At 70.9% G+C, this 15363-nt stretch carries 17 protein-coding genes; 13 read left to right on the forward strand and 4 right to left on the reverse strand.

Going from position 1 to position 15363, the window contains the following annotated elements:
- Positions 1–8 precede the first annotated feature (8 nt).
- Genes MA875_RS00305 through MA875_RS00320 form a run of 4 tightly spaced genes read left to right on the forward strand, consistent with a single transcriptional unit; the run spans position 9 to position 4233 of the window.
- Positions 9–1049: a permease gene (locus MA875_RS00305; RefSeq protein ID WP_248239516.1), complete on the forward strand. Its 1041-nt coding sequence runs from the start codon at positions 9–11 to the stop codon at positions 1047–1049.
- Positions 1042–2100, forward strand: coding sequence for a TIGR03943 family putative permease subunit (locus MA875_RS00310; protein ID WP_248239518.1), 1059 nt, complete (start codon positions 1042–1044; stop codon positions 2098–2100). The genes MA875_RS00305 and MA875_RS00310 overlap by 8 nt, the downstream gene beginning before the upstream one ends.
- Positions 2090–3505, forward strand: a complete 1416-nt coding sequence (locus MA875_RS00315; RefSeq protein ID WP_248239520.1) for a hypothetical protein — start codon at positions 2090–2092, stop codon at positions 3503–3505. Before MA875_RS00310 ends, MA875_RS00315 begins: the two co-directional genes overlap by 11 nt.
- Positions 3502–4233, forward strand: a complete 732-nt coding sequence (locus MA875_RS00320; protein WP_248239522.1) for a DNA-3-methyladenine glycosylase — start codon at positions 3502–3504, stop codon at positions 4231–4233. Before MA875_RS00315 ends, MA875_RS00320 begins: the two co-directional genes overlap by 4 nt.
- A gap of 11 nt (positions 4234–4244) precedes the next feature.
- Here MA875_RS00320 and MA875_RS00325 read toward each other — a convergent pair whose 3' ends face one another.
- Positions 4245–4541 carry a DUF4287 domain-containing protein gene (locus MA875_RS00325; RefSeq protein ID WP_248239525.1) on the reverse strand — a complete coding sequence of 99 codons (297 nt, stop codon included), beginning with the start codon at positions 4539–4541 and terminating at the stop codon, positions 4245–4247.
- 122 nt (positions 4542–4663) lie between these two features.
- Here MA875_RS00325 and MA875_RS00330 point away from each other — a divergent pair, with 122 nt between their 5' ends.
- The 7 genes from MA875_RS00330 to MA875_RS00360 all read left to right on the forward strand — a co-directional run bounded on the left by MA875_RS00330 (position 4664) and on the right by MA875_RS00360 (position 10826).
- Positions 4664–5995 (forward strand): HNH endonuclease, encoded by a 1332-nt coding sequence (locus MA875_RS00330; RefSeq protein WP_248239529.1) that lies wholly within the window; start codon positions 4664–4666, stop codon positions 5993–5995.
- A 265-nt stretch (positions 5996–6260) separates the two neighbouring features.
- Positions 6261–6497 (forward strand): 50S ribosomal protein L28, encoded by a 237-nt coding sequence (rpmB, locus tag MA875_RS00335; RefSeq protein ID WP_124291907.1) that lies wholly within the window; start codon positions 6261–6263, stop codon positions 6495–6497.
- Positions 6497–6667 (forward strand): 50S ribosomal protein L33, encoded by a 171-nt coding sequence (rpmG, locus tag MA875_RS00340; protein WP_005051772.1) that lies wholly within the window; start codon positions 6497–6499, stop codon positions 6665–6667. The genes rpmB and rpmG overlap by 1 nt, the downstream gene beginning before the upstream one ends.
- Positions 6668–6671: 4 nt before the next feature.
- Entirely contained in the window at positions 6672–6977 is a 306-nt protein-coding gene (rpsN, locus tag MA875_RS00345) for a 30S ribosomal protein S14 (RefSeq protein WP_179561001.1), read from the forward strand.
- 78 nt (positions 6978–7055) lie between these two features.
- The gene (locus tag MA875_RS00350) at positions 7056–8195 is read left to right on the forward strand and encodes an alpha/beta hydrolase (protein ID WP_248239531.1); all 1140 of its coding nucleotides are present in this window, start codon (positions 7056–7058) and stop codon (positions 8193–8195) included.
- 233 nt (positions 8196–8428) lie between these two features.
- Positions 8429–8716 carry an HU family DNA-binding protein gene (locus MA875_RS00355; protein WP_124291903.1) on the forward strand — a complete coding sequence of 96 codons (288 nt, stop codon included), beginning with the start codon at positions 8429–8431 and terminating at the stop codon, positions 8714–8716.
- 106 nt (positions 8717–8822) lie between these two features.
- Positions 8823–10826: a bifunctional copper resistance protein CopD/cytochrome c oxidase assembly protein gene (locus tag MA875_RS00360; RefSeq protein ID WP_248239533.1), complete on the forward strand. Its 2004-nt coding sequence runs from the start codon at positions 8823–8825 to the stop codon at positions 10824–10826.
- Between the two features lie 35 nt (positions 10827–10861).
- On the opposite strand, the gene MA875_RS00365 is transcribed toward MA875_RS00360, so the two are convergent.
- Both MA875_RS00365 and MA875_RS00370 read right to left on the reverse strand, forming a co-directional pair.
- Complete coding sequence (locus MA875_RS00365) at positions 10862–11929, reverse strand: hypothetical protein (protein WP_248239535.1); 1068 nt, start codon at positions 11927–11929, stop codon at positions 10862–10864.
- A gap of 9 nt (positions 11930–11938) precedes the next feature.
- Complete coding sequence (locus tag MA875_RS00370) at positions 11939–12805, reverse strand: NAD(P)/FAD-dependent oxidoreductase (RefSeq protein WP_248239537.1); 867 nt, start codon at positions 12803–12805, stop codon at positions 11939–11941.
- 51 nt (positions 12806–12856) lie between these two features.
- On the opposite strand from MA875_RS00370, the gene MA875_RS00375 reads away from it, so the two are divergent.
- Together MA875_RS00375 and MA875_RS00380 are read left to right on the forward strand one after the other, a co-directional pair.
- On the forward strand, positions 12857–13312 hold the full coding sequence (locus tag MA875_RS00375) for a MerR family transcriptional regulator (protein ID WP_248239538.1): 456 nt from the start codon (positions 12857–12859) through the stop codon (positions 13310–13312).
- A 4-nt stretch (positions 13313–13316) separates the two neighbouring features.
- A complete protein-coding gene (locus MA875_RS00380; protein WP_248239539.1) occupies positions 13317–14681 on the forward strand; it encodes an ATP-dependent DNA helicase in 1365 nt (454 codons plus the stop codon).
- A gap of 3 nt (positions 14682–14684) precedes the next feature.
- On the opposite strand, the gene MA875_RS00385 is transcribed toward MA875_RS00380, so the two are convergent.
- A complete protein-coding gene (locus tag MA875_RS00385; RefSeq protein ID WP_248239540.1) occupies positions 14685–15338 on the reverse strand; it encodes a biliverdin-producing heme oxygenase in 654 nt (217 codons plus the stop codon).
- Positions 15339–15363: the final 25 nt, after the last annotated feature.

Here is a 15363-nt window from a genome sequence, read left to right on the forward strand (position 1 = left end):
CTCGGACCGTGACCCGCGACGGGTCGCGGCCCTCGGCGACCGCGCGGGCGCTGGTCGCGCTCGGTATCGGCGTCGCCGTCGTGGTCGGGCTCTTCCTCGTCGATGCGCTCGCGCCCGCAATCTTCCCCGATCCGCTGCCGACCCGTGCGCAGGACGGACTCACTCTCGCCGTCAGCGTGCTCATCGAGTCGCTGCCCTTCGTCGTGCTGGGCGTCGTGCTCTCGATCGCGGTGCAGGTGTGGGTGCCGCCGGGACTGATCGAGAGATGGATGCCGCGGCGAGCGTGGGCGCGCCGGGCCGTGCTGTCGCTGCTCGGCATGCTCATCCCGGTCTGCGAGTGCGGCAACGTGCCGTTCGCGCGCGGGCTGCTGATGCGCGGATTCAGCGTGTCCGAGACGATGACGTTCCTCATCGCCGCGCCGATCGTGAACCCGATCGTCATCATCACCACGCACGCCGCCTTCGGGTTCGACGACGGGATCCTCGTCGTCCGACTCATCGGCGGGTATCTCATCGCGAACCTCATCGGGTGGCTGTACAGCCGTCACCCGAGCCCGGACGCCCTCCTCACCGACCGGTTCCGTGACACGTGCGAGCTGGCACTCGTCCGCGTCCCGGTCGAGGCGGGCTCGGCCGGCGCCCTCGGTGAGCGTGGACGGCGCAGCCTCGCGCAGTTCGTCGTCGAGCTTCGCGCGGTCATGCCGGCGCTCATCATCGGTTCGGCGATCGCGGGGGCCGTGCAGGTTCTCATCCCCCGCGAGGTGCTGCTGGCGATCGGCTCGAACCCCGCGCTGTCGATCGTGGCGATGATCGCGCTGGCGATGGTGGTGTCGATCTGCTCGAACGTCGACTCGTTCTTCGCGCTGTCCTTCGCCTCGACGTTCACGCCCGGCTCGCTCGTGGCGTTCCTCCTCGTGGGGCCGCTCGTCGACGTCAAGATGCTCGCCCTCATGCGCACCACCTTCACCACCCGCGCGCTGGCCGGTGTCGTCGTGGTCGTGCTGCTGGCCGCCTTCGCGATCGGTACGGGGGTGAACCTCCTTGCCTGAGCGCTCCGCCCTCCTCACGCGCTGGCTCGGCGTCGGCCTTGCGGCGATCCTCGCCGTCATCACCGTCTCGCTCGCCCTCACCGGGCGGCTGGGGCTCTACATCAACCCCGAATCGTCGTGGTTCGCGGTGTCGATGTCGGTCCTCGTGCTGCTGGGCGCGGTGCTGAGCTTCCTCCTGCCGATGGGGGCGGAGGAGGACCACGGTCACGACCACGGCGACGGTGAGGCGCACGGGCACGGGCACGGCAATCACGGCTCGGGGCACGGGCACGGCGACGGTGAGGCGCACGGGCACGGGCACGGCGATCACGGCTCGGGGCGCGGGCACGGGGATAACGGCTCGGGGCACGGCGTTCTCGCCGACGACCCGACGCCCGTCGCCGCTCCCGTGCTCACCCGCGCGCAGGCGCGCGCCGCAGCATCCTCGAACCACCTGTCGCGCACCGAGCGCTCAGAACGTGCCTCGCGCGCCACGCGGTCCGAACCGCTCTCGCGCTCCCCGCGGCCTTCGCGGGTGCCGCGCGCCTCGCGCCGACGCTCGCTCGGACTGCTCGCGACCGGTACCGGGGCGGTCCTCGCCTCGGCGGTCGTGCTGCTGACACTCGTGCTCCCTCCTCGCTCGCTCTCCGCCGAACTGGCGATCTCACGCGACGTCGGGGCGCCGCCGCTGTTCGGCGGAACCGATGTGGTCACCCTGGCACGCACCGGGGACACCGCCTCGTTCGGCGTGGGCGAATGGTCGGCGGTCTTCGCCACGGCGACGAATCCCGAGGCGTTCGACGGAGATCCGGTGACGCTGACCGGCTTCGTCACCCCCGGCGAAGACGGCGGATTCGCGCTGTCGCGCCTGGTCATCACGCACTGCGTCATCGACGCGCAGTCGGCGAGCATCCCCGTCGCCGTCGGCGAGGACGAAGCATCCGCCGACGCCGAGACCGGCCAGTGGGTCACGGTCGAGGGCATGGTGCGGGCGAACTCCGACGGGCGCCTGTTCATCGATGCGGGGACGGTCGAGCTCATCGACGAGCCCGAGGATCCGTATGAGTACTGACCGCGCGCGCCCCGCGGGGTCGAGGCCGCCGGTTCGGCGGGCCTTCCTTCTGCCGTTCCTCGTCGTCGCAGCGCTCCTGGCCGTCCTGGGTCTCGCGGGCGCCGCGGTGAGCACTCTCCAGGGGCCTCGTGTGACAGCGGTGGATGTCGATCCGGAGGCCGCGGCGGCGGCATCAGGCGGTCGACTGATCGTCTCCACGTCGCTGCCGCTGGCCGAGGTGAGTGCCGACCAGGTCACCATCACGCCCGAAGTGCCGTTCGCGGTCGATACGTCGGGCCGGAGTCTCGGTGTGCGATTCGGTCTGCCGCTGCGCGATGACACGGAGTACACGATCACCATCGAGGGCCTCACCGCCGCCGGAGGGGGACCCGCCACCGAGGTGACCGAGTCGTTCCGAACCCCGCGGGCGGAGGTGTTCCTCCTCCAGCGCGGCGAGGGTGCCGACACCGTGTTCCGCACCGACCTCACGGGCGACGATGCCGAGGCGGTCTTCACGCACCCGCACATCGAGGACTTCCGCGCGACCTCACGCCATCTCGTCATGTCGGTGCTCGACGACGACGGCTCCGCGGAGCTGATCGTGACCGACCTCGCCGGTGAGGACGAGCGCAGCCTCCCGCTCCCGGGCGACGGGTTCGTCACCAATTTGCAGAGCGCCGATCGCGGCGAGGTGGTGGGGTATCTGTACACCGACGAGGATGTCAGCGCCGAGGGCGCCCGCGAGAGCCGTCTGTACACCGCGTCGCTCGCGCAGGGCGCGGCCGAAACCGAGCCGACCGAGATCGCGATCGACGGCGCCGACCCCCGCATCGCGGAGTGGCGCTTCGTGCCCGACACCGACAGCATCCTGCTCCTCTCGTTCGACGGTCAGCTTCTCCTCACGGGCGCAGACGGTGCCGACTCGACGGCGCTCGGGACGGCGCTGTCGATCAGCGGGATCGCTCGCGGGTCGTCCGAGGCGGTCGTCGAACGTGCCGACGGCCCCGCGGTCATCGATCTGACGGATGCTTCGGAGGAGCCGCTCGCCGTTCCCGCGACGGACCTCGGAACGGTGACGACGATCACCCCGATGCCCGATGGCGGAACGATCCGCTCGGCTGCGGTGTTCGGCGCCGACGGCACCCCGACCGGGTCGACCGCGGTCGTGCGCGTCGGAGCCGACGGCGCTACGAGCGCCCTCACCGAGATCGGGGCCGAGGACGCCGTCGTGCAGACCTGTGTGTCGCCGAGCGCACGCTACCTCGCCGTGCTCGTCGCTCCCGCCGCGGCCCAGAACTCCTACGACGACTACCGGCTCCCCCTCCCCGAGCGACTGCAGACCCGCATCGTCGAGATCGACGACGGCACCCAGGTCGTCTCGCTGCAAGGTTTCGACATCTCGTGGTGCCAGGTTCCCCCACGGTGAGCGTGACCTCGCGCCGACCCGTCGGGTCGCCCCCAGCGCTCCGTCCCGCGACGCGCGCCGATCTCGCGGGCCTGCCGGTCGACGTCGCGCCACGGCTGCTCGGGGGAGTCCTCGAGGTGAACGTGGGCGGCGAGCTCGTCGCCGTACGGCTCACCGAGGTCGAGGCATACCACGGGCGGGGCACGGGCCCGGTGCCCGATCCTGGTTCGCACGCCCGGATGGGCCCGACCGCCCGCAACGCCACGATGTGGGGCGAACCCGGTCACCTGTACGTCTACCTCAGTCACGGCATCCATTCGTGCGTCAACGTCGTCTGCGGCCCCGAGGGCACGGCGGGCGGAATCCTCCTCCGGGCCGGGGAGGTCGTGAGGGGGACGGATGTCGCGACGCGGCGCCGCGCGGGCACTCGGCTCCCGGGGCCCCGCCATCGCGACCTCGCCCGAGGGCCAGGTCGATTCGGCCAGGCGGTCGGCCTGCGGCATCCGCTGCACGACGGGATCGACGCGATCACGTCTCGGCCGCACGCAGGAGCGACGGCGGCGCTGCTCCTCCCGAGTGACCTCCTTGCCGGCGTCGTCTCCGGACCCAGAGTCGGAGTCGCCGGCGTAGCCGGGACGTCGGCCTTCCCGTGGCGTTTCTGGCTCGACGGCGACCCGACGGTCTCCGCCTTCCGATGGGGACGCGGCGCGCGCGAGGTGAGCAGCGAGGGCGGGGACGGCATCGGCTGAGCCTCGGGGTCTCAGAACCCGTCGGGTTTGGTCGCCACGCCGTCGAGCCAGAGACGGTCGCTCGGGTCGGCAGGTGCGCCGCCCGACCCGACGTGCGCGGGGTTGATCCGGTCGCCCTTGGTGATGACATGGACCATCGCCATCGCGTGGCCGCGTCCCAGGTCGTAGTCGGATTTCAACCACTCGATGATCTCGGTCGCCTTCACGCCCGGTGCGTCGAGCCCGCGTTCGTGGGCGATGTCCCCGAGTTGTCGGGGGGTGAGTCCAGTCTTGCGTTCGACGGCGTCGAGATAAGCCTGGAAGGACATGTCGTGCCTCCTTCGACGGTGACCGGGCGGAGGGTCTTCCGCCGCCCTCCTCGATAACTATATCGAAGAAACATTCCCATACAAGTCTTGTACAAATAGAACATCAGTACTAAACTGCCGACATGACATCACAGCTCGCGGGCATCGCAGAAGCGCTCGACGCGCTGGTGCGCGCGGGCGGAGACCGGATGCCGGCGGCACTCTCGTCCGCCGAGCTGGTAGCGGTGACGAACGCCTTCGGGTCGCTGAAGCGGCACGTGGACGCGGCATACTCTGCGGTCGCGGGAGAGGTTGCGCGACAGTCGCGGGGGGAGCTGGGCCGGGACTCGTTGGCGAAGAAGCAGGGTTTCGCGACACCCGCGGTGCTCATCTCGACGATGACCGGCACCACGGTCGGCGAGTCCGCGCGGATGATCCAGGTCGGCGAGGCGTGCGCGCTGCGCACGGCGCTCAGTGGCGAACCGCTTCCGGCCAAGCATCCGCACGTCGCCGGCGCGGTATCCGAGGGGCGAATGGGGATGACGGCGGCCGCATCGATCGTGACGTTGCTGACCAGGCTCGCCCTGCGTGTCGATGCCGCGCGGCTCGATGACGCCGAGCGACAGCTGTGCGAACTCGCTCCGGGGCTGCGAGCCGACGAGCTGACGAAGCTGATCGCACGCGTCGAGGCGCATCTCGATCCCGACGGGGTCGCCCCGCGGCACGAGGAGCTGCGGGGTGCGCGCACGCTGGTGATCCAGGAGCGCGACGGCATGCTGGTCATCTCGGCCAAGCTCGATGTCGAGACGGGGGCGCCGGTGAAGGCCGCGATCGAGTCGCTCGTCGGCGCTCACCTTCGTCGCAACGAGCATGCCGACGACGCGACGCGGGATGCCCGCTCGGTCAGGCAGATGAACGCCGACGCTCTCGCCGACATCTGCCGGCATGCCATAGGATGCGACGAGGTTCCGACCGCGCCGTCGGCGACGGTGGTGATCCGCATGGACCTCGAGGCGCTCGAAAGCGGCCTCGGCATCGCGACGATCGACGGACTCGCGCAGCCGGTGCCCGCCGGGGCGATCCGTCGGATGGCCGCCGACCGGCAGGTCATCCCCTGTGTACTCGGGGGCGAGAGCGAGATCCTCGACTGGGGCCGCGCTCGTCGACTCTTCACCGTGGCTCAGAAGCTGGCCATCGGAGAGCGGGACGGCGGATGCATCGACTGCGGCGCACCCCCCGCGTGGTGTCACGTGCATCACATCTCGTGGTGGAACAGGGACGGCGGCAGGACCGACCTCGCGAACGGCGTTCTCCTGTGCACCGGATGTCATCATCGTCTTCATTCCGACGGGTGGGAGATCGTCGTCGACGGTCCCGGGATCGACGCGCGTGTGTACCTTGTGCCACCACCCTGGATCGATCCACAGCGAAAGCCGCGTTTGGCTGGGCAAGCCCGCTATCGCCTGACCGCGTGATCCTCGACCGGCAGTCCGCGCGTCAGCAGGACGGTGGACACTGGACAGCGCGGCCGATCGTGCGGGGCCGAGACGCCCGAACGCCGCCCCGGCGATTAGGTCGGGCACGCGGCATCCGGTAGCATCGAGGTTTGTCTGCGCGCACTCCAGCGTGTAGTTCGTACCCCTCCTTCGAAGCCGGCCCACGGTCGCGCCCGAATCGGGGTGCAGACAAGGGATCTTGGGTGGCACCGTCCGGTGTCACGGTACAGAAGGAGACATCACCATGGCAGCAGTGTGCCAGGTGACTGGAGCGGTTCCCGGCTTCGGTCACAACATCTCGCACTCGCACCGCCGGACGAAGCGCCGCTTCGACCCGAACGTGCAGAAGAAGACCTACTACGTTCCCTCGCTCGGTCGCAAGATCACGCTGAACGTGTCGGCCAAGGGCATCAAGGTCATTGACGTCCGCGGCATCGAGTCGGTCGTGAAGGACCTCATCGCGAAGGGTGTGAAGCTCTAATGGCGAAGAAGGCTCAGGACGTTCGTCCGATCATCAAGCTGCGCTCGACCGCCGGCACGGGGTACACCTACGTGACGCGCAAGAACCGCCGCAACAACCCCGACCGCATCGTGCTGAAGAAGTACGACCCGGTCATCCGCAAGCACGTCGAATTCCGAGAGGAGCGCTGATCGCATGGCCAAGAAGAGCAAGATCGCGCGCAACAACCAGCGCAAGGAGATCGTCGAGCGCTACGCGGCCAAGCGGGCCGAGCTGAAGAAGGCTCTCGTCAGCCCCACCAGCACCGACGAGGAGCGCGAAGCCGCCCGCCTGGGCCTGCAGAAGCTGCCCCGCGACGCGTCGCCCGTTCGCCTGCGTCAGCGCGACGCCATCGACGGCCGTCCGCGCGGAAACCTCCGCAAGTTCGGCATCTCGCGTGTGCGCTTCCGCGACATGGCTCACCGAGGCGAGCTGCCCGGTGTGACCAAGTCCTCCTGGTAACACGCGCCAGCCGCTGAAGGGCGGGAGTTCTCCGGAGCTCCCGCCCTTCACGCATCCCCGAGGACACCGAGGACCCCGATGCCCCTTGACCCGATCTTCGCCGAACGCCTCCGGGTGCACCGGCGCTACCTCATCGGCCAGGCGCTCGCCGCCGCGAAGAAGCGCCTCACGTCGCTCTGGCCGTTCGCGCACGCGCTGAGCGCAGGGACGCAGAAGACGCGAACGGATGCCGCGGCGCGCCCATCCCGCCGACCGGCGGCCCCCGATCGCACCCCCGCCGGCCCGCGCGCCCGCGCGCGGGCGAAGCATCGCCGGGCGGCGCTCGCGTGGGACCGGAAGGAGCTCGAGACCGTCGGGATCCCGGGCCCCGACATCCGGACCCAAGAGCACCTCGTCGACGTGCCCGGGCGTCCTGCCGTGCGCGTGCGCGTCTACGACCCGCGCCCGTCGCCCGACCCGACCGGAGACCCCACCGGGCCGCGCACACCCCTTCCCGCCGTCCTCGCCTTCTTCGGCGGCGCGTTCCGCATCGGCGGGATCGACTACCCCACCACCGACGCCGGCTTCCGTCGCCGGGCGGTCGACGCCGACATCGTCCTCGTCGCCGTCGACTACGCCCTCGCTCCCGAGCACCGCTATCCGGTCGCCGTCGAGCAGAGCGCGGTCGCGCTCCGCTGGCTGTTCGCCCACGCCGCCGAGCTCGGGGTCGACGCCGGCCGGATCGGCATCCTCGGCACCTCGGCCGGAGCGAACCTCGCGGCCGCCGTGACGCTCATCAACCGCGACCATCCGGATCCGCTCCCTCTCCGCCTCCAGGTGCTCGAGGTGCCGGTGCTCGACCTCACCGGTCGCCATCTCGATCTGGGGGCGACCCGTGCGCTGGGCGTGCCGACCGTCATCGCGCTCCGCGAGCTCCGCTCCGTCGCTCGCACCTACCTGCCCCACCGCCGGGCCGCCCGGGAGCCTCTCGCATCGCCGCTCTGCGCCGCCTCGCACGAGGATCTTCCCCCCGCGGTCATCCTCACCGCCGAGTTCGATCCGCTCCGCGGCGACGGTGCCGCGTACGCCGCGGCGCTCCGCGCGTCCGGCGTCGACGCCAGCGCAGTGCAGTACCTCGGTGTCACCCACGACACCCCGATCTTCACCGGGGTCCTCCCGGCCGCCCGGCGCTGGCACGCCGATGTCGTCGCCGCCCTCCGGCGGCTTCACGGTGCCTGACCGATTCCCCGGCCGAGGTCGGCGATCCGGCGCGTCCGCGCGCCTCAGGCGTCACAACAGCACCACAGATCGGGCGACACGCCGCCCATTCCGTCCGCCAGGAGCCGAAATCCGCGAAATTCCGCGGTTCCGTGGGTATATTCGACCCCGGTCGGTCCGACCAGCCGGCGGCGAACCCCGCCCCGGTCCACGTAGCAGAAGGCGACCCGCGGTCGCCCTGGAGGACAATCCACATGGCTGACAAGTCCATCACCAAGACCGAACTCGTCGCGAGCATCGCGAGCGCCACGGGTCAGAGCCAGTCCGCCGTGTCCGGCGTGCTCGACTCGCTCTTCTCCACGGTGTCGGAGGCGGTGGCCAAGGGCAGCAAGGTCTCCATCCCCGGATGGATCTCCTTCGAGCAGGTCGAGACCTCGGCTCGCACCGGCCGCAACCCGCAGACGGGTGAAGAGATCAAGATCCCCGCGGGCAAGCGCGTCAAGGTGACCGCCGGCTCCAAGCTCAAGGCTGCGGTGAAGTAATCACCACCGCACGCTGATCAGAAGGGGGATGTCGCACACGCGGCATCCCCCTTCGGCGTTCCCCGGCACCCAGCCCTCGCCCACCGCCCCCACGTAGGCTGGAGGGGTGAACTCCCGCGCGCTGCGGGCCGCCGGGCCCGTGATCCTGGTGGCCGCGGCGCTCGTCACCCTGATCGCAGGACTCGCCCTCGGCGGGGGCGCCGCCCCGCTGCTCATCGGCGACCCCGGCCCCGTCGCCCGCTGGGGCCTGCCGGTCGTAAAGCTCCTGGTCAACCTCTCCGCCGCCGGCATGGTCGGCGCCCTGGTCCTCGCCCTCTTCGCCCTCCGCGCGGGCGAGCGCGAGTTCGACGTCGCCCTCGACACCGCCTCGGTCTCGGCGGCGATCTTCACCGTCTCCGCCGCCGCCACCGGCTTCCTCACCTTCGTCGACGCGTTCAACCCGGCCATCAACGCCGGTGCGGAGTTCGGCGCCCAGCTGGGCCGCTTCCTCGTCGACACCGAGCCCGGGCGCGCCTGGCTGATCACCACGATCGCGGGCGCCGCGCTGACGGTCCTCACCTTCGCGGTGCGCTCGTGGCTGGCCACGATGATCGTCGCGATCGCCGCCATCGCCGCGCTCATCCCGATGGCGACGCAGGGTCACTCCGGCGAGGAGGCGAACCACAACTCCGCCGTGGTCGCCCTCGCCCTCCACATCATCGCCGCGGCGGCCTGGCTCGGCGGGCTCCTCCTCCTCGTCATCCTCCGGCCGGTCCTGGACCGCTCCCGCCTCACCGTCGTGCTCAGCCGCTACTCGAGCATCGCCCTGGCCGCGTTCCTCGTCGTGGCCCTCTCGGGAACGGTCCGCGCCGCCATCGGCGTGGTCACCCCCGCGGCCCTCCTCAGCCCGTACGGCGCGATCCTGGCCGTCAAGGTGATCGCCCTCCTCGCCATCGGTGTCTTCGGAGCCTGGTACCGCCGCGGCGCCATCGCGCGACTGGATCAGAAGCCGGATGCCGCGGGCCGCCGCTTCTGGGGAATTATCGCCGTCGAACTGGCCTTCATGGGCATCGCCAGCGGCGCCGCTGCGGCGCTCGCCCGCACGCCCCCGCCGGTCGACACCGCCCTCCCCACGGTGCGCACCCCGGCCGAGGTGCTCACCGGCGCCCCCCTGCCGCCCGAGTTCACCCTCGACCGGTGGCTGACGGCGTGGGACCTCGACCTCCTCTGGGCGACCGCCGCAGGGTTCGGGCTGTTCTTCTACCTCGCCGGCGTCTGGCGCCTCACCCGCCGCGGCGACCGCTGGCCGCTGTACCGCACGGTGCTGTGGACCCTCGGCATCGTGCTGCTGTTCTGGGTGACGAGCGGGCCGATCAACGCCTACCAGGACTACCTCTTCAGCGTGCACATGCTCGGCCACATGCTGCTGTCGATGGCGATCCCCGCCCTCCTCGTCGCGGGTGCCCCGGTGACCCTGGCGGCGCGGGCGATCCACAAGCGCGACGACGGCACCCGCGGCGGGCGGGAGTGGATCCTCTGGGCCGTGCACACCCCGCTCTCCCGTATCCTGACGAATCCGTTCGTCGCTGCCGGGCTCTTCATCGGGTCGCTCTGGGCGTTCTACTACACCGACCTCTTCCGGTGGTCGCTCTACGACCACCTCGGCCACGAGTGGATGATCGCCCACTTCCTCATCACGGGCTACCTCTTCGCCCTCACCCTCATCGGCATCGACCCGGTGCCCTGGCGTCTTCCCTACGCCGGCCGACTGCTGCTGCTCATCGGCGTCATGGCCATGCACGCCTTCTTCGGGGTGGCGATGATGATGCAGACCGGCCTCATGGTCGCCGAGTGGTTCGGGTCGATGGGACGCACCTGGGGGCCGACCCCGCTGGAGGACCAGTACATCGGCGGAGGCCTGGCGTGGTCGATCGGCGAGATCCCGACCCTCATCCTCGCCATCACCGTCGCGATCCAGTGGAGCCGCAGCGATGCGCGGGATCAGAAGCGCAGCGACCGTCACGCCGACCGCACGGATGACGCCGAACTCGAGGCCTACAACGCCCAGCTCGCCGCGCTCGCCAAGCGCGACGCCGAGCGTGCCGAGCGCGACGCCCGCGTCAGCCGCTGACTCCCGGACGACCCGGCGTCGCGGGCGTCACCGGCTCACTGCGTCTCCGAGCTCGTGATCGAGATCGTCGCCCGGTTCTCCGGGTCGACCGTGATGCTCCCCGCCAGGGTGAACGGCACGTCCTCCTCGGTGCTCTCCACGCGGCCGTCGAAGAGCGAGCGGATGTCGACGGCGATGCGCGCCACGGCCGGGGTCGGCGGGATGATCCAGTTCGCCCCGTCCGGCTCGAGGCGGACGACCGGCTGCTGCGCGATCGACCAGGTCGGGGGTGAGACGATGCGGTCCTGCACGCGGTAGCCGAAGGGGCATCCGGTCGGCTGCAGCACCTCCTGCGCCGCGCACTCGGTGAGGAAGGTCTCCACCCGCTGCTGCACGACCGAGACGAACTCCTCGGTCGGCTGGGCCTCTAGCGACACCGGCACCGAGGTGAAGGGGCTGTCGGAGACGACGGCGACCCCGGGCGTCGACGCGATCGGCGTGTCGACCGAGACGGAGTAGATGCCGGGGGAGAAGACCAGCAGCGACACCGGCGCCGACGGGTCGGCGTCGATGCCGTCGGGTGAGACCTGCCGCTTGTCGAGGGAGAAGCCGTTGACGTCGAAGGTCATCGACCCCTGCACCGCCACCTGCATCACCGCAAGCGGGCTGGTCGCGAACCGCCAGGTGGGAAGCGGCCCCACCGAGCCGTCGCGCTCGACCTCGAACGTCGTCGTGCCCTCGAACTGACCGGTCCGGTACGCGGCGGTCACGCGCGTCACGCTGCGGTCCTCCTCCTCGCCGACGATCTCGACGCCGCCGAGGGCGGCGAGGGCGTCGCGGCGCAGCAGGGCCTGCGACGCGGTCGGGGGAAGACCCGCGGCCTCGAGCGCCTCGATGTCGACGGCGACCCCCGGGGTCGCGAGCGCCTCGGCGGCCCGTCCGTCGGCGAGGAGCCCGAGGTAGCGTTCGACGAAGGCGGCGGGGCTGTAGAACTCGCGGTAGAGCGTCGCGCCGGCGGCGAGGAAGGCGGCGACGAGCAGCGCACCGACGACGCCGAGCAGCGCGAGGTCGGTGGCCAAGCGCGAGCGCGAGCGCCGCCTGCCCCCCGCCGCCCCCTGCTGCATGGGCCCAGTCTAGGAAACCGTTCCCCGCTCCGCGTCGATCTCCCGCGCGACGAGCTGGTGAACGGCCGCCGCGGCGGCCAGCTGACCCGCCGCGATCGCGACGGCGAGCGATGCCATCGGTCCGGGCATGGCCGCGGTGTGCGCCATGTCGCCCGCCGCGAAGACGCCCGGCACGCTGGTGCGCCCCATCGGATCCACCTCCACGCTGCCCGAGGCGAGCGTCCGAAGCCCCAGCTGCGCCGCGAACGGCGCACGCTGGGTCGAGGTGGGCTGCACGAACAGGCCCCCGACCTCGATCGCCTCGCCGTCCCGCAGCCGCAGCACCAGACCCTCGGCGACTCGGTCGACGCCGACCACGACGCCCGGATCGACCACCACGACCTCCGATCCGATCGGCGAGAGCATCGCCCGGTGCGCCGCCGCGTGCGCCCCCGACCCGAGTACCGCGATCCGGCGCCCGCTCAGCTCGTGCCCGTGGCAGAACGGGCAGTGCGCGACCTCTCGCCCCCACGCCTCCGCGAGCCCCGCGATCGGCGGCAGCTCGTCACGCAGCCCGGTCGCGAGGATCAGGACGGATGCCGCGAACACGCCGTCCTCGGTCACCGCGGCGAACCCGCCGTCATCCCGCGCCTCGACGGCGCGAACAGTCGTGTCGACGATGCGCACCGTGTCGTAGTCCGCGAGGTCGGCGCGGGCGAGCCGCCGGATCTCCTCGGGCGCCCGGCCGTCGTGCGTCACGAGGTTCTGAGCGTGCGCGACGGAGGCGTTGCGGTACTCGCCCGAGTCGAGCAGCCCCACCTCGCGGTGCATCCTGCCCAGGGTCAGGGCGGCCTGAAGTCCGGCGGGTCCCCCGCCGATCACGATGGCGTCGAACATGATTCCTCCTCGAGAGTTGCGATGAGGGCCATCGTGTGACTTCATGTCGACATGAAGTCAAGCGGTCTGTCCATCGGCGATGCGGCGGCGCGCTTCGCCCTGCCCACCCACGTCCTCCGGCACTGGGAGGACGCGGGCCTTCTCGCACCGGATCGCGACGGCGGGGGACGCCGGAGGTACGGCGACGACGATCTCGTGCGGATCGCCGTGATCCTCCGCAGCAAGGCGGCGGGGATGTCGCTGGAGCAGATCCGCGTGCTGCTGGATGATCAGGCGCCCGAACGCCACCGCGTGCTCGAGGCCCACCTCGCCGACCTCGCCGAGCGGATGGCGGAGATGGAGCGGTCGCGCCTCATGACCGAGCACGCCCTGCGCTGCCAGGCCCACGACATCTCCACCTGCCCGCGGTTCCGCGAGATCGTCACCGGCGTCGTGGCGGGCACAAGGCGCTGGCCCACAGATCCCCCGGTCGAACAGACGCCGGGCCGCGGCATCCGTCTACCATGAACCGGTGACCACGCCCGCGCTCTCCGCCGAGCAGGAGGCGCTGTTCCGGCTCATCGAGGACTCGCGCGACCACGTCTTCGTCACCGGTCGCGCCGGCACCGGCAAATCGACCCTGCTGCAGCACCTGGCCTGGAACACCTCCAAGCAGATCGCGGTCTGCGCGCCGACGGGCGTCGCGGCGCTGAACGTCGAGGGGCAGACGATCCACTCGCTGTTCCGGCTGCCGATCGGACTCATCGCGAACACCGACCTCGACCAGTCCGATGCGACCCGGCGGATCCTCAACGCCATCGACACCCTGGTGATCGATGAGATCTCCATGGTCAACGCCGACCTCATGGACGGCATCGACCGCGCCCTCCGGCAGGCGCGCGGCCGGCGGGCCGAGCCCTTCGGCGGCGTGCAGATCGTCATGTTCGGCGACCCCTACCAGCTCGCCCCCGTGCCGCCCCGGGGTGATGAGATGCGCTACATCCGCGACCACTACCGCTCGTTCTGGTTCTTCGACGCCAAGGTGTGGACGGGCGAGGTCGCCGGCGACGGTCTGATGGAGCTCGGCGCCTACGGCGCGTCGCTGCACGTGCGCGAACTCGCCGAGATCCACCGGCAGGCAGACCCCGCCTTCAAGGCCATGCTCAACGCCGTCCGCCACGGACGGGTCACCGCCGACATCGCGCAGGTGCTCAACGACACCGGCGCCCGCACGCCCCCGCACCCCGACGACGGCGAGCACCCGATCATCACGCTCGCCACCCGCAACGACATCGTCAACAACATCAACCGCCGTCACCTCACCGAGCTGGTGGGCCGCGAGCAGACCGCGGTCGCCGAGATCAACGGCGACTTCGGGCGGGGCGAGGCGAACTACCCCGCCGACACCGAGCTGAAGCTCAAGGTCGGCGCGCAGGTGATGTTCCTCCGCAACGACACCCAGGGCTACGGCGACCCGCCGCGCTGGGTCAACGGGACCATCGGCACGGTCACCCGCATCGCCGGCGGCTCGGTGCGCGTCGAGGTCGACGGGCAGGAGTTCGACGTCGAACCGGCGGTGTGGGAGAGGTTCCGCTACGCCTACAACGCCGGGTCGCGCACGCTCACCCGCGAGGTCGTGGCCGAGTTCACCCAGTTCCCGCTGCGGCTGGCGTGGGCGGTGACGATCCACAAGTCGCAGGGCAAGACCTACGACCGCGCGGTGATCGACCTCGGCTCGGGCGCCTTCGCACCCGGGCAGACCTACGTGGCGCTGTCGCGTCTCACCTCGCTCGACGGGCTCTACCTGTCACGGCCGCTCCGGCCGAGCGACATCCGCGTGGATCCGGATGTCGCAAGATGGATGCACGAGCACGTCCGCCGGCCCGCGGCATCCTGATCCTCAGGCGACGGCTGCGGCCTTCGCGGCGGCGAGGTCCTCGAACAGCTCGGTGTTGTAGCGGTAGGCCCGCAGCACCTCGCCGATGACGCGCTCCTGCTCGTCGGCGTCCCACGGGGCGGCGTCGAGCTGCTCGCGGTAGACCTCCTTGAACGCCCGCGGGTCGGCGATCTCGTCGAACAGGTAGAACCCGATGCCGTTGGTCTCGAAGCCGAAGCGTCGGGCCATGAGGCGCCCGATGAACAGGCCCCCCGACAGATCACCGAGGTAGCGCGTGTAGTGGTGGGCGACGAATCCGCCGGGCCAGGTGGCGCCGACCTGTCGGATGCGCTCGACGTAGGCCCGGGTCGTCGGCAGCGGGCTGATGCGGTCGCGCCAGTCGTCACCGAGCAGGAAGGCGAGGTCGGCTTCCAGGGCGGGGAGCCGGGTCAGCTTGTCGGAGATGAAGACGGATGCCACGGGATCGCGGCGCATCCGCTCGGCGGCCGACTCCAGCGCGTCGTAAATGAACCAGTGCTGGGCGACGAGGGCGATGTAGTCCTCACGGGTTCCCGCGCCCTCGAGGAGATCGGCCATGAAGCCGGAGCGCTCACTGGACGAGTGCGCGCTGCTCGAGCGCTCGCGCAGCGCCGCCGAGAACGGGATGAGGTCGGCCATGCGCTCATCATAGGCGACTTAGGGT

It is taken from the genome of Microbacterium kunmingense (assembly GCF_023155745.1).
GTDB classification, from domain to species: Bacteria; Actinomycetota; Actinomycetes; order Actinomycetales; family Microbacteriaceae; genus Microbacterium; species Microbacterium kunmingense.